This window comes from Hymenobacter psychrophilus (assembly GCF_900107135.1).
Lineage (GTDB): Bacteria > Bacteroidota > Bacteroidia > Cytophagales > Hymenobacteraceae > Hymenobacter > Hymenobacter psychrophilus.
Genome location: NZ_FNOV01000003.1, coordinates 398,289 through 410,305 on the forward strand (window position 1 = coordinate 398,289; position 12,017 = coordinate 410,305).

The following is a 12,017-nucleotide window of genomic DNA, read 5'->3' on the forward strand; positions in this document are numbered from 1 at the left end:
TTCAGTAAAAGCACCTTTTTATTCCAACGAGCCTCATGTACCTGGCAACAAAAATCCGCCGTCGGGCAGGTCGCCCAGCCGGCTGATGCGGCGAGCAGACCCGCCCGACGACGGATTATTTTGGAGCCCAAAACTCGCGGGCTTACGCCTGCCAGCCTTCCTCGTCGCGCACAGGGTGCACCGACGGGTACCGCTCGTTGTGGATGGCGGCCACCAGCTTCACGAGCCGGGCCCGCAACTCGTCGAGGTTGGTGCGGTCGAGGGCCGAGATGAACTCGACTTTATTGTGCAGCTTGGCCATGTAGGTGGCGCGCAGCTGCTCGAGGGTGGGGCGCGGGGCAGGCGCATTCTCATCGGCGTTCATGCCCTCGAAACCGTCGTGGTAAGCGGCCTCGCCGGTATCGTACTGGTCGATTTTGTTGAACACCACCAGCACCGGCTTCTCACCCGCCCCAATATCCTTGAGCGTGTCTTCGACCACGGCCATGTGCTCCTCGAAGCTCTGGTGCGAAATATCGACCACATGAATCAGCAGATCGGCCTCCCGGATTTCGTCGAGCGTGCTCTTGAAGCTCTCGATAAGGCGGGTAGGCAGCTTGCGGATAAAGCCCACCGTGTCGGAGAGCAGGAAGGGCACGGTGTCGAGCACCACCTTGCGCACCGTGGAATCGACGGTGGCGAAGAGCTTGTTCTCGGCAAACACATCGGCCCGGCTCAGCAGGTTCATGATGGTGCTTTTGCCCACGTTGGTGTAGCCCACCAGCGCCACACGCACCATGCCGCCGCGCGATTTACGCTGGGTCTGGCTCTGGCGGTCGAGGTCTTTGAGGCGCTCTTTCAGGAAAGCAATCCGGTCATTGACTACCCGGCGGTCGGTTTCAATTTCGGTTTCACCGGGTCCGCGCTGCGAAACGCCGCCGCCGCGCTGCTTGTCCAGGTGGCTCCAGAGGCCCGTGAGGCGGGGCAGCAGGTACTGGTACTGGGCCAGCTCGACCTGGGTCTGGGCGGTGGCTGTTTTGGCTCGCCGGGCGAAAATATCGATGATCAGCAGGCTGCGGTCCACAATTTTCACCTTCAGCTCGGCCTCCAGGTTGCGCAGCTGGGAAGGCGAAAGGTCGTCATCGAAAATGACCATGCTGGCCCCCGAGTGCTCCACGTAGGCCTTGATTTCGGCCAGCTTGCCCTCGCCCACAAACGTGCGGCTGTCGGGCTTGTCGAGACGCTGCACGAAGCGGTGCACGACAGTAGCGCCGGCCGTTTCGGCCAGGAAGGCCAGCTCATCGAGGTATTCGGTGGTCTGGGCCTCGGCCTGGCGCTTGTCGGGCACGGCCACCAGCACAGCCGTTTCCTCGTCCACGCTTGTATCGTAGGTGCCGTTTACGGCGGCCTTGGTCAGGATGCGGCCCGCCCGGCCCTTCACGCTGTCAACGGAGCCGGGGTGGCGGGTGCTGTTCTGGTCTTTGCGGCCCTTGGAAGTAGGTTTATTCGCCATCAGTCAGGAGTAATCAAAAGGAAAGAATGGGTCGGCTGTTTGCAAGGCGGCCCGAGCCTATAACGCAGCACGGCCAAAAAAGGCACAACTGCCCGCGGGCTACTGCAGCGTAAGCGAGTAAGCCACTACCTGCGCAATCTGCTCGTCGCTCAGCTGGCCCTTAAAGGCAGGCATCTGGCCCAGGCCGTTCACCACCATATACGTGCGGCCGGTGGCGTTGAGGTTGCTTTTGGTGAGGTCGTGGGCGCCGTTGAGGCCGCGCTTGCCGTTGGCCCCGTGGCAAAGAGCGCAGTTCTGGGCGAACAGCGCCTGCCCGGCCGCCAGCACCGCCGCCTCGGCTCCGGCAGCAACCGCACCTTCGGTTACGGCCTCAACGGGCGGAATCGGGGGCAGCGGCGGAGTAGCAGGCGCTTCGGGGGCAGAAGTACAGCCGTAAAGCAGCACGGAAGCCCAAAGGGGAGTGGCAAAACGAAAGAGTCGGGGCATACGCAAAGATACGCAGGCCAACAGGCTGGGGGCCAGCATTAGCTTTCTGGCCCGCGCATTCATCATCAAGTCAGCCCGATTTGACGTTAAGGCGGGCTATGGCTTTTTCTCTGGTGCTACTGCGGGAGGAATGAAATGATTCTGAGAAATCTCCTCCGTATAGAACAGACCATCCATGACCAGCGGGAGTTTCATCCGCATTTCCCGATACCCGAATGGCCGGGCCACCAGCGGGTCTTGCAGCCATTGCGGCAGGTTAGGCTTGTTTAAATCAAGGAACAGAAACGGTTGCTTTGTCTGCCCCAAAACGTGTTATATACTATTGATTTGATGCTTTTTAATATTTACCAGATAAAAGAAAAAAAGCTTTGCTATTTTTCCCTCATAGCCGACAAATCCAATATTATAATATTTGTCGCCGTATGCCCGCTTAATATAATCTCCTAGCCGAAGATTCTTCTGATAGAATTCGTGTTCTATGGCGGCTCCGTTGTATGTCAGGTGAGAAGAAGCCGCCCAAACGATGACCTTTCTATCGGGGTATAGCTTCTGTTGCAGATAGGCCAGATTTTCGCCCATCTGCCGGTCCCGCACCTGCTCCTTGGTAAACCGCTTACTCAGTTCGGCAAGCGTACTTCGGCAGAATTGCTCCCAAAACAAATGCTCTTGCATAGCAGCTACCGAAGACTGGGTTTCTTCCTTTATCTCCAGCAGAATATTTTTTAACGCCGGGTTTAGGATCAGCGTATCGGCTTCTTTTGGCTTAGTCAAGTAATCTGAAACTGCGATAACGTGCGTCAGCGATGCGCTAAAAACTCTCCATCGAGCAGTATCCCGTGCTATGCCCGAATCGATTTTTTGCAAATATTCCCGTATATCAGGAAGCAGATTTCTTTCAGAGTAAGTACCGGAAAATTCACAATCTACACCAGCTAATATCAAGGGATTATCAGTATTCTTCTGCTTATCAATATAGGCGAAAAGTTCTTCTGTTTCCGTGCTAATCCAAAAGGGATATATTGATTTTCGGGCGGCATCTATCGCCTTCTCCCCTTTTTTTATTTCCTGCCAGGCTTTGTAGCAATCATAAAATCCACTCTCAAAAGCAATTACACTAAAGCCCATTTCCTGATGCAGAAATTTTATTAGCCGGGTTTTAGCCTTGAAGGTGTTGCCATCGTGGTGCGACTGTTCTCCCAGCCCCACCACAACCATGTCTTTCAGACTTTGCTGAAGCGGTGCTAAGTCGGTGTAGTCTTCGTTGGCAGGCTCTACGTTGCTGACTACGACGGCATTTTCGCGGATATAGGCCAGCCGGTCGGGGGTAGGTTGCGCGTAGGTCTGCGACAGGGGACACAGTAGGACTAGCAGCGGCAAAATCTTTCTGTAGCTCATCAGGGTTTTTTCGGGTGCGGAACACTAGAAACTATGCTCTCCACAAGCTAGAGTGCGGCTACGGCGGCGGGGTTGCACCCGGCGGCGGCCAGCATTGGCCAGCCGCTTGGAATGTAGCGCCTACTAAACAGCGTCCTCTGCGCCCCGGCCGCGTACCTTTGCGGCGCTACCTCTCTTCTCTGCCGAATGCGCGTTGCCATCGTTATCAATACCGCCTGGAACATCTGGAATTTCCGCCGCAGCCTGGTGCAGGCCCTGCAGGCCGCCGGCCACGAAGTGCTGGCCATTGCCCCGCCCGACGCCTACTCGGCGCGGCTGGAAACCGAGCTGGGCTGCCGCTTCGTACCCATTCTGATGGAAAACAAAGGCACCAACCCGCTTAAGGACGCCGCCCTCACCCGCCGCTTCTACCAGCTTTATAAGCGCGAGCAGCCCGATGTGGTGCTGCACTACACCATCAAGCCCAACATTTACGGTACGCTGGCGGCCCGGCTGGCGGGCATCCCGAGCGTGAACAACGTGTCGGGCCTGGGCACGGTGTTTATCGTAAAAAACCTGGTGAGCAAGGTGGCGCTGGGCCTGTACAAGTTCGCGTTTCAGTTTCCGAAGCGCGTATTTTTTCAGAACGGCGACGACCGGCAGCTATTCGTCAGCAACGGACTGGTAGAGGCCGCTAAAACCGACCTGCTGCCCGGTTCCGGAGTGGATATCACGCGCTTCCAGCCCGCGGCCGAGTTCCGGCGCAACGCGCCGTTTGTGTTTCTGATGATTGCGCGGGTACTCTACGAAAAGGGGGTGGAGGAGTATTTTGAGGCGGCCCGGCTGGTGCGCGAGGCCGCGCCCGGCACGCGGGTGCAGCTGCTGGGGGGCATCGACGAAAGCGGCGGCGTGGGCGTGAAGCGGGCCCTGTTCGAGCAGTGGCTGGCCGCCGGCCACGTCGAGTACCTGGGCACCTCCGACAACGTGGCCGAGTTGCTGGCCAAGGCCGATTGCGTAGTGCTGCCTTCCTACCGCGAAGGCACGCCCAAAACCCTGCTCGAAGCGGCGGCCATGGGCAAACCCATCGTGACGACCGATGTGCCCGGCTGCCGCGAAACCGTGGTGGATGGTAGCAACGGCCTGCTCTGCCAAGTACGCGACGCCGCCGACCTGGCCGCCAAAATGCTGCAAATCCTGCGCCTGCCCGAGGCCGGGCTGGAACAGATGGGCCGGGCCGGCCGGGAGTTAGCCGTAACCAAGTTCGACGAGCAAATAGTGCTCGACAAGTACCTGGCCGTAGTGACTGAAGTAGGAAAAAACCGCACCGGCCGCCGGTAAATCTGCCTAACTTGCGGCTCTAATCCGGCCACCGCCAGCTAACTTATACAGTGCATGGAGTTTATACACTTTGATATTCCGGGCGTAGTCGAAATCCAGCCCCGGGTGTTTGGGGATGCCCGCGGGGCCTTTTTTGAGTCGTTTAGTGCTGAGAAAATGGCGGCAGCAGGCATTGTGGGCGACTGGGTCCAGGACAACCAGTCGCGCTCCGACCGGGGCGTTGTGCGGGGCCTGCACTTCCAGAAGCCGCCCCATGCCCAGGCCAAGCTCGTGCGCGTAGCCGCCGGCCGCGCCCTCGACGTTATCGTGGATATCCGCCGCGACTCGCCCACCTACGGGCAGCACCTGTCCATCGTGCTCGACGCCGAGCGGTTCAACATGCTCTACGTGCCCGTCGGCTTCGCCCACGGCTTCACCGCCCTCGAAAACGGCACGCTCTTCCTCTACAAGTGCACCGACTACTACGCCCCCCAATCAGAAGGCGGCCTGCTCTGGAATGACCCCGCCCTGAACATCGACTGGGGCGTTTCAAACCCCACTATCTCAGCCAAAGACCAGGTATTGCCCACGCTGAGCGAGTTCAAGAGCCCGTTCTAAGGGCTAAGTCAAAGAGAAGAAGTCAAAGGCAAAAGTCACTGAACGGGCCAAATGGTCTTGTTCAGTAACTTTTGCCTTTGACTTCTTCTCTTTGACTTCACAACAGCTCCACCAACGTTTCGAGGCCCATACCGCGGGAGCCTTTTATCAGAATCTGGCGGTTGGTGAGGGAGTTGGCCAGCAGCCAGGCGGCGGCCTCGGGCTTGGTAGAGAAGTGCAGCATGCTGGAGTCGAGGGCGGCGGCCTGGGCCAGCTCGGGGCCAATAAGGATGACCGTGCCGAAGGGCAGGCCCTGCACCAGCCGGCCCAGCGAGCGGTGTTCATCCTCACTCTCGGTACCCAACTCGAACATATCACCCAGGATAACCACTTTGGCGGCCGGGTTGCCGGGGCGGCTGGCGAAGCTGCTAAGGGCGGCGGCCATGCTACTGGGGTTGGCATTATAAGCATCGAGCACCAACTCGTTGCGGACTGTGCGCATTTGCTGCGAGCGGTTGTTGCTGGGCTCGTAGGCGGCCAGTGCTTCGGCAATGGCCGTGGCCGGCACCCCGAAGTGCGCACCCACGGCGGCGGCGGCGGCCAGGTTGGGGAAATTGTAGCTCCCCGTGATCCGGGCATCAACTAAATCGCCGCTGAACAGCTCCAGAATGACCTCGGGGGCGGCACTGAGCAGCCGGGCCGGGTAGGTATCGGTGGGGCCGGGGTAGCTGACGCGCTCGGCTACCGGCGCGGCCAAGGCAGGCAGGCGGGCATCGAGCGTGTTCACGAAAGCCGTGCCGCCCACCTGGGCCAGAAACCGGAACATCTCCCCCTTGCCTTTCGCAATGCCCTCAACCCCACCAAATCCTTCGAGGTGGGCCTTGCCGATGTTGGTGATGAGGCCGTGGGTGGGTTCGGCCAGCTGGCACAACTGCTCAATTTCGCCCTGATGATTGGCCCCCATCTCGATAATGGCCAGCTCGTGCTCGCCGGGCCGGATGCTCAGCAGCGTGAGCGGAACCCCGATGTGGTTGTTGAGGTTGCCTTTGGTGTACTGCACCCGCAGCCGTTGGCTGAGCACGGCTTGCACCAGTTCTTTGGTGGTGGTTTTGCCGTTGGAGCCCGTAATGGCGAGCACCGGCACAATCAGCTGGCGGCGGTGGTGCAGGGCCAGCTGCTGCAAAGCCACCAGCGGGTCGGGGGCGTAGGTATAGCGGTCGGGGTCGGTGGCCGCCAGCTCGGCGTCATCAACCACGGCGTAGCGGGCCCCTTTAGCCAGGGCCTGCGGCGCGAAGTCGCGGCCCCGGAAATTGGGGCCGTTGAGGGCGAAGAACAGCGTGCCATCCTGGGGCTGGCGCGTGTCGGTGCTAACGGCCGAAGATTGCTGGAAACGGGCGTAGAGCGCCCCGAGGTCTGCCATGCGGTTTATACCTAATTTTAGAAGCTAAACGAAATTGCGCCCATGACCATTTCTTCGTCGCTGAATAACTGGCGCTGGCTGCCTGCGCTGGCCGTAGCGCTGCTGGTCGGCACAAGCCGCCCGGCCACGGCCCAGCAGAGTGCCGGGTTCGGGTTTGAGTTCCGGCCGGTGGCAAAAGTAGTGCAGGGCAACGACACGCTGCGCCAGGCCTGGGCCGGCGGCCTCAACTCGCCCCAGTTCTCCAACCTCGACCTCAACGCCGACCAGCAGCCCGATTTGGTGGTCTTCGACCGCATCAGCCACCGGGTGCTGCCTTTCCTGAGCGTGGCCACGGCTACCGGCCGGGCCTGGCAGTTCGCGCCCGAGTACGCCACCCTGTTCCCGCAGGGCCTGCGCAACTGGGTGTTGCTGCGCGACTACGACTGCGACGGCCGGCCCGATCTGTTTACGGCCGACGAGCGGGGCAGCAACATCCGCGTGTTCCGCAACGAGCCCGACGCGCAGGGCCGGCCCGGCTTTCGGCTCATTACCAATACCCTCAGCTACGCCTCGGGCAATTTTGGCAACATCAATATTGCGGCCGGGGCCTATAATATGCCCGCCATTGAAGACGTGGACGGCGACGGCCGCCTCGATGTGGTGGTAACTGAATTCGACAGCAGCACGCCCAGCCTGTACCTGTACCGCAACACCAGCACTGCGGCCTGCGGCGGCCTGAGCTTCGCGCTGGCTTCCGATTACTGGGGCGGCGTGCGCGTCTGTGGCTTCAGCTGCGGCGGCTTCACCTTCGCCCCCGACCAGTGCCGCCCCGCGCCGGCGCGGCCCAACCACACCACGGGCTATAACCTGACGGTGTTTGACGTGGACGGCGACGGCCGCCCCGACCTGCTGACCGGCCGCACCAACTGCCCCGAAGTAACGGTGCTGCGCAACGAGGGCACGGCCCAGCTGGCCCGCTTCACGGCGGCCGGCCTGAACGCGCCCGCGCCTTTTAATGGCCAGGCCCCGCAAGTGCCCAGCCTGCCGGCCGCCTACCCGGCCGACGTGAACTTCGATGGTCGCCCCGACCTGCTGCTGGCCCCCAACCTGTTCGACAACCGCGACAACAACGACACCGTGGACACCCGCAACACGGTGCAGCTGTACAGCAACACGGGCGCGGCCACCGGCCCGAAACTGGCCCGCGAGCCGGCCGGATTTCTGCACCCCGATATGCTGGATGCGGGCGAGCAGGCCGCCCCCACCTTCGCCGACCTCGATGGCGACGGGCTGCCCGATATGCTGGTGGGCAGCCTCAACCGCCCCGATGCCGGCGGCCCCTTCCGGGCCGCGTTAAGCTACTACCGCAACGTGGGCACCCGTCAGAAACCCGTTTTCAAGCTGATTGAGGCCGATTATCTGGGCATGAGCCGGCGCAAGCTGGCGGCCCTGCGCCCGGTGCTGGCCGACCTCAACGAAGACGGCCAGCCCGATTTGCTGTACTCTTCCTTCAGCCTGCGAGGCGGTGGCGGCGGCACCATAAGCTACGTGCTGAACACGGCCGCCGCCGGCCAGCCCGCCGCTTTCAACCTGGAAGCCGCCGTGGAACTACCCAACCTGCCACCCCAGCGCTACACCATGCCCGCCGTGGCTGATGTAGATGGCGACGGCCACCCCGATTTATTGCTGGGCGTTACGGGCGCCTCGACGGCCTTTCCGGGCGGGCCGCTACGCTACTACCGCAACACGGGCACCGGCGCGCTCAGTCAGCGCTTCCGGCTCGAAAACAACGACTACGGCCAGCTACGCAACTCCGACGGCTCGCTGCCCGGCTTCCTGAGCCCCGTGGTGGCCGACTTCGACCGCGACGGCCGCCCCGACCTGCTCACGGCCGATACCGAGGGCAGCCTCCGGTTCTTTGCCGACCTGCGCGCCCAGCCGGCCGCCTTTGCGGGCCGCAGCAACGTCCTTTTCAACCCCCTGAACCAGCAGCTGGAAGCGGCCCGCTGGGGCGGCACCTTTGATATGCGCCTGGTGCCGGCCGCCGCCGATGTGAACGGCGACGGGGTGCCGGAGCTGTTTCTGGGCCAGGAAACCGGCGGCATCAGCTCGTTTGTGGGGCGCGGCGGCCTGCTGACCTCTGCTCCGGCCGCCCTGGCTGGCCCCGAGGTGCGCCTGTTCCCCAACCCTGCCACCGCCCAGGTTACCGTAGAAGCCACCGAACCAATCCGGCTGATGGTGTTCGATTTGCTGGGCCGTACGGTACGCCCCCAAACCCTGCCGGCCCGCGTGCATCAGGTATCGGTAAGCGGCCTGGCCGCCGGCATCTATCTGGTGCGCTGCCAGAGTGCAGCCGGCATCGTAAGCCTGCAGCGCCTTGCCGTAAAGGAGTAACTACAGCAGTTTTCCAGTTGCTGTAGATTCGCTAACGTGCTGCGGTTGCACCGGCTTACCAGCGCACCTCAAACTCGTCCGCATCCTGCAAAGCGGGGAAGCGCTGGCGGAACTCCTGGAGTTCGTCGCGGCGCAGGGTGCGGGTGATGTTGGTGTCCTGGTTGCCGACTTCGACGAGGTAGTCGCCCCGCATGTCGAGCAGGGCCGAGTCGCCGGCGTAGTCGGTGCCACTGCCGTCACGGCCGATGCGGTTGACGCCCATGGTGTAGGCCACGTTTTCGATGGCGCGGGCCCGTAGCAGCGTTATCCAGGCGGTGCGGCGGGCTTCGGGCCAGTTGGCCGTGTACAGCAGCAGGTCGTAGGGCGCGGCGGGGTTGTTGCGGCTCCAGACCGGGAAGCGCAAATCGTAGCACACCAGCGGGCAGATGCGCCAGCCCCGCCATTCTTCGATAAGCCGCTCCGTACCGGCTTCATACACCTTATGCTCGCCGGCCATGGTAAAGCGGTGGCGCTTGTCGTAGTGGCTCCACGAGCCATCGGGGCGCACCCACAGCAGCCGGTTGAAGTACTGGCCGGCCTCCTGCACCATCAGGCTGCCGGTTACCACGGCGTTGTGGGTGGCGGCCAGTTGGCGCATCCAGGCCAGCGTGGGGCCGTCGGTGGGCTCGGCCAGGCCGTGGGGCTTCATGCTGAAGCCGGTCGTGAACATTTCGGGCAGCACCAGCAGGTCGGTGGGCACCGAAATGGTGGCCGCGTGGCGCTCCAGGTGCTGCCGGTTGGCTTCCGGCGCGTGCCAGTGCAGGCTTGTCTGGATGAAGGAAACAGTGAGGTCGGACAAGGCTAAGAACAGTTTAAAGGTCTGGCTTCAACATAGCACAAATAACCGAAGTGGCCGCAACCGCAGCTCAGCTAAACACCTTCAGGTCGACCAGCCGGGCGGCGGCAGCCCGCAGCGTTGCCTCGGTTTTGGCAAAGCAGAAGCGCACCAGCTGCGCATCGTGGCCGTTGTGGTAGAAGGCCGACAGCGGCACCACGGCCACCCCGCTTTCCTGGGTGAGCCGGCGGCTGAAGGTTACGTCGTCGAGGCCCGGGGCCAGATTTTTGAAGCTGGCTACCTGAAAGTAGCCGCCTCCGGAGGGCAGCAGCTCGAAGCCGGTGGGCGCCAGCAGCTCGCGCAGCAAATCACGCTTCTGCTGATAAAATGCCGGCAGGCTTTCGTAGAGCGCGGCGTCGGGCAGCACGTCGGCCAGCGCGTGCTGGGTGGGCGTGCTCACGCTGAAGGTAATGAACTGATGCACCCGGCGCAGCTCGGCCGTGAGGGCCGGCGGGGCCAGGCAGTAGCCCACCTTCCAGCCGGTGGCGTGGTAGGTTTTGCCAAACGACGACAGCACGAAGGCCCGCGCCCGTAGCTCGGGGTGGGCCGATACGCTGTTGTGCGCGGCTCCATCGAACACCATGTGCTCGTACACTTCGTCGCTGAGCAGCAGCGCATCCGTATCGCGCAGGAGGCCGGCCAGCGTATCGAGGTCGGCGGCCGACAGCACGGCGCCGGTGGGGTTGTGGGGCGAGTTGATGAGCACGAGCCGGGTGCGGGGCGAAAGCGCGGCCGCCACCCGGTCCCAGTCGGGCCGGAAATTGGGCGCGGCCAGCGGCACGTACACCGGCACGCCGCCCTGCAGGCGCACAGCGGGGGCGTACAAGTCGTAGGCCGGCTCCAGCAGCAGTACCTCATCTCCCGGGCGCACAACGGCGGCCATTACGGCGTACAGGCCCTCGGTGGCACCGCTGGTAACGGTAATTTCGGTGGCCGGGTCGGGGGTGTAGCCGTAGCGCAGGGCCGTTTGGTGGCTGATGGCCTCGCGCAGCCGCGGCAGGCCGGGCATGGGCGCGTACTGCTGGTGGCCGGGCGTAAGCACGTGGCGGGCCAGGGCCTCCAGCAGCGGCCGGGGCGGGTCGTAGTCCGGAAAGCCCTGGGCCAGATTGATGGCCTCGTGCTCCTGGGCCAGCTGGGTCATCACTGAGAAGATACTCGTGCCCACATCGGGCAGCTTGGAGGTCAGCATAGGAAGGAAAATACTATGGAGTAAGAAATAAAAACGTCATTCTGAGCGAAGGCGCAGCCGTAGTCGAAGAATCTCTACTGCTAAAGTAGTTCCTGGCAACAGAGTTACCATGGCGGTAGAGATTCTTCGACTACGGCTGCGCCTTCGCTCAGAATGACGTTCTGCGTTGGCAGCCCAAACGTTGCTTTCGCCCCGAACCCTACAAGGGGCTCTTGAGCAGCTCCGGAAACTTGTGGCGGAACTTCTCCACTTTGGGCACCGAGACGTTCTGCACGTAGCCCTCGGTGGGGTGCAGGCGGTAGTAGCCCTGGTGGTACCCCTCGGCGGGCCAGAATTTTTTGAACGGCACGACCTGCGTCACGATGGGGTTGCTGTACTGTTTGCTGGCATCAACGCGCTTGATGGCTTCGTCAATAATCTGCTTTTCGGCGGGGGTGCGGTAAAAGGCTACGGAGCGGTACTGCGCCCCGGCATCGGGACCCTGGCGGTTGAGCGTGGTGGGGTCGTGGGCACCGCGGAAGAACACATCGACCAGCGTGGCGAAAGTCACCTCCTTGGGGTCGTAGTACACCTCAATGGCTTCGGCGTGGCCGGTTTCGCCGCGGCCCACCTGCTCGTAGGTGGGGTTGGCCTGCGGGCCGCCGCTGTAGCCCGATACGACGGCCTTCACGCCCTTAATTTCCTCGAACACCTCCTCGGTGCACCAGAAGCAGCCCCCAGCAAAATCGGCGGTGGCCAGGCCCTGCAGGTTGGTGGGCGCGGGGCCGGCCGTGGAGCGGGTAGCGGCCGAGCCCTGGGCACTGGTTTTCTGGGCTTCGGCGGGCCGCTCGGAGCAGGCCGTCAGCAGCAGGATGCAGGCGGCGGCAAAGCTGTTTTTCAGTAGATTGGTCATAGG

General features: G+C 62.5%; 10 protein-coding genes. 3 read left to right on the forward strand and 7 right to left on the reverse strand.

Annotated elements, in window-relative coordinates; translation table 11 throughout:
* Positions 1–142: 142 nt before the first annotated feature.
* From hflX to BLW21_RS06655, 3 genes are all read right to left on the reverse strand, one after another.
* Positions 143–1,492 (reverse strand): GTPase HflX, encoded by a 1,350-nt coding sequence (gene hflX, locus BLW21_RS06645; RefSeq protein WP_217633841.1) that lies wholly within the window; start codon positions 1,490–1,492, stop codon positions 143–145.
* A gap of 99 nt (positions 1,493–1,591) precedes the next feature.
* A complete protein-coding gene (locus BLW21_RS06650; RefSeq protein WP_175470881.1) occupies positions 1,592–1,978 on the reverse strand; it encodes a c-type cytochrome in 387 nt (128 codons plus the stop codon).
* Between the two features lie 312 nt (positions 1,979–2,290).
* Positions 2,291–3,373: an erythromycin esterase family protein gene (locus BLW21_RS06655; protein ID WP_092738662.1), complete on the reverse strand. Its 1,083-nt coding sequence runs from the start codon at positions 3,371–3,373 to the stop codon at positions 2,291–2,293.
* Between the two features lie 186 nt (positions 3,374–3,559).
* On the opposite strand from BLW21_RS06655, the gene BLW21_RS06660 reads away from it, so the two are divergent.
* Complete coding sequence (locus BLW21_RS06660; RefSeq protein ID WP_092738663.1) at positions 3,560–4,690, forward strand: glycosyltransferase family 4 protein; 1,131 nt, start codon at positions 3,560–3,562, stop codon at positions 4,688–4,690.
* Positions 4,691–4,744: 54 nt separating this feature from the next.
* On the forward strand, positions 4,745–5,287 hold the full coding sequence (rfbC, locus tag BLW21_RS06665; protein WP_092738664.1) for a dTDP-4-dehydrorhamnose 3,5-epimerase: 543 nt from the start codon (positions 4,745–4,747) through the stop codon (positions 5,285–5,287).
* A 97-nt stretch (positions 5,288–5,384) separates the two neighbouring features.
* On the opposite strand, the gene BLW21_RS06670 is transcribed toward rfbC, so the two are convergent.
* Complete coding sequence (locus BLW21_RS06670) at positions 5,385–6,686, reverse strand: UDP-N-acetylmuramoyl-tripeptide--D-alanyl-D-alanine ligase (RefSeq protein ID WP_092738665.1); 1,302 nt, start codon at positions 6,684–6,686, stop codon at positions 5,385–5,387.
* A 42-nt stretch (positions 6,687–6,728) separates the two neighbouring features.
* On the opposite strand from BLW21_RS06670, the gene BLW21_RS06675 reads away from it, so the two are divergent.
* The gene (locus tag BLW21_RS06675) at positions 6,729–9,059 is read left to right on the forward strand and encodes a T9SS type A sorting domain-containing protein (protein WP_092738666.1); all 2,331 of its coding nucleotides are present in this window, start codon (positions 6,729–6,731) and stop codon (positions 9,057–9,059) included.
* Between the two features lie 55 nt (positions 9,060–9,114).
* On the opposite strand, the gene BLW21_RS06680 is transcribed toward BLW21_RS06675, so the two are convergent.
* The 3 genes from BLW21_RS06680 to msrA all read right to left on the reverse strand — a co-directional run bounded on the left by BLW21_RS06680 (position 9,115) and on the right by msrA (position 12,014).
* On the reverse strand, positions 9,115–9,897 hold the full coding sequence (locus tag BLW21_RS06680; protein ID WP_092738667.1) for an amidohydrolase: 783 nt from the start codon (positions 9,895–9,897) through the stop codon (positions 9,115–9,117).
* A gap of 67 nt (positions 9,898–9,964) precedes the next feature.
* Positions 9,965–11,122: a methionine aminotransferase gene (locus BLW21_RS06685; RefSeq protein ID WP_092738668.1), complete on the reverse strand. Its 1,158-nt coding sequence runs from the start codon at positions 11,120–11,122 to the stop codon at positions 9,965–9,967.
* 199 nt (positions 11,123–11,321) lie between these two features.
* Positions 11,322–12,014 carry a peptide-methionine (S)-S-oxide reductase MsrA gene (msrA, locus tag BLW21_RS06690; protein WP_092738669.1) on the reverse strand — a complete coding sequence of 231 codons (693 nt, stop codon included), beginning with the start codon at positions 12,012–12,014 and terminating at the stop codon, positions 11,322–11,324.
* Positions 12,015–12,017: the final 3 nt, after the last annotated feature.

Excerpts from the sequence above, each read along its gene's own strand:
- BLW21_RS06650 (WP_175470881.1), bottom strand. The coding sequence starts at position 1,978 with ATGCCCCGACTCTTTCGTTTTGCCACTCCCCTTTGGGCTTCCGTGCTG.
- BLW21_RS06660 (WP_092738663.1), top strand. The coding sequence starts at position 3,560 with ATGCGCGTTGCCATCGTTATCAATACCGCCTGGAACATCTGGAATTTC.
- BLW21_RS06685 (WP_092738668.1), bottom strand. The coding sequence starts at position 11,122 with ATGCTGACCTCCAAGCTGCCCGATGTGGGCACGAGTATCTTCTCAGTG.
- msrA (WP_092738669.1), bottom strand. The coding sequence starts at position 12,014 with ATGACCAATCTACTGAAAAACAGCTTTGCCGCCGCCTGCATCCTGCTG.
- hflX (WP_217633841.1), bottom strand. The coding sequence starts at position 1,492 with ATGGCGAATAAACCTACTTCCAAGGGCCGCAAAGACCAGAACAGCACC.
- rfbC (WP_092738664.1), top strand. The coding sequence starts at position 4,745 with ATGGAGTTTATACACTTTGATATTCCGGGCGTAGTCGAAATCCAGCCC.
- BLW21_RS06655 (WP_092738662.1), bottom strand. The coding sequence starts at position 3,373 with ATGAGCTACAGAAAGATTTTGCCGCTGCTAGTCCTACTGTGTCCCCTG.
- BLW21_RS06675 (WP_092738666.1), top strand. The coding sequence starts at position 6,729 with ATGACCATTTCTTCGTCGCTGAATAACTGGCGCTGGCTGCCTGCGCTG.
- BLW21_RS06670 (WP_092738665.1), bottom strand. The coding sequence starts at position 6,686 with ATGGCAGACCTCGGGGCGCTCTACGCCCGTTTCCAGCAATCTTCGGCC.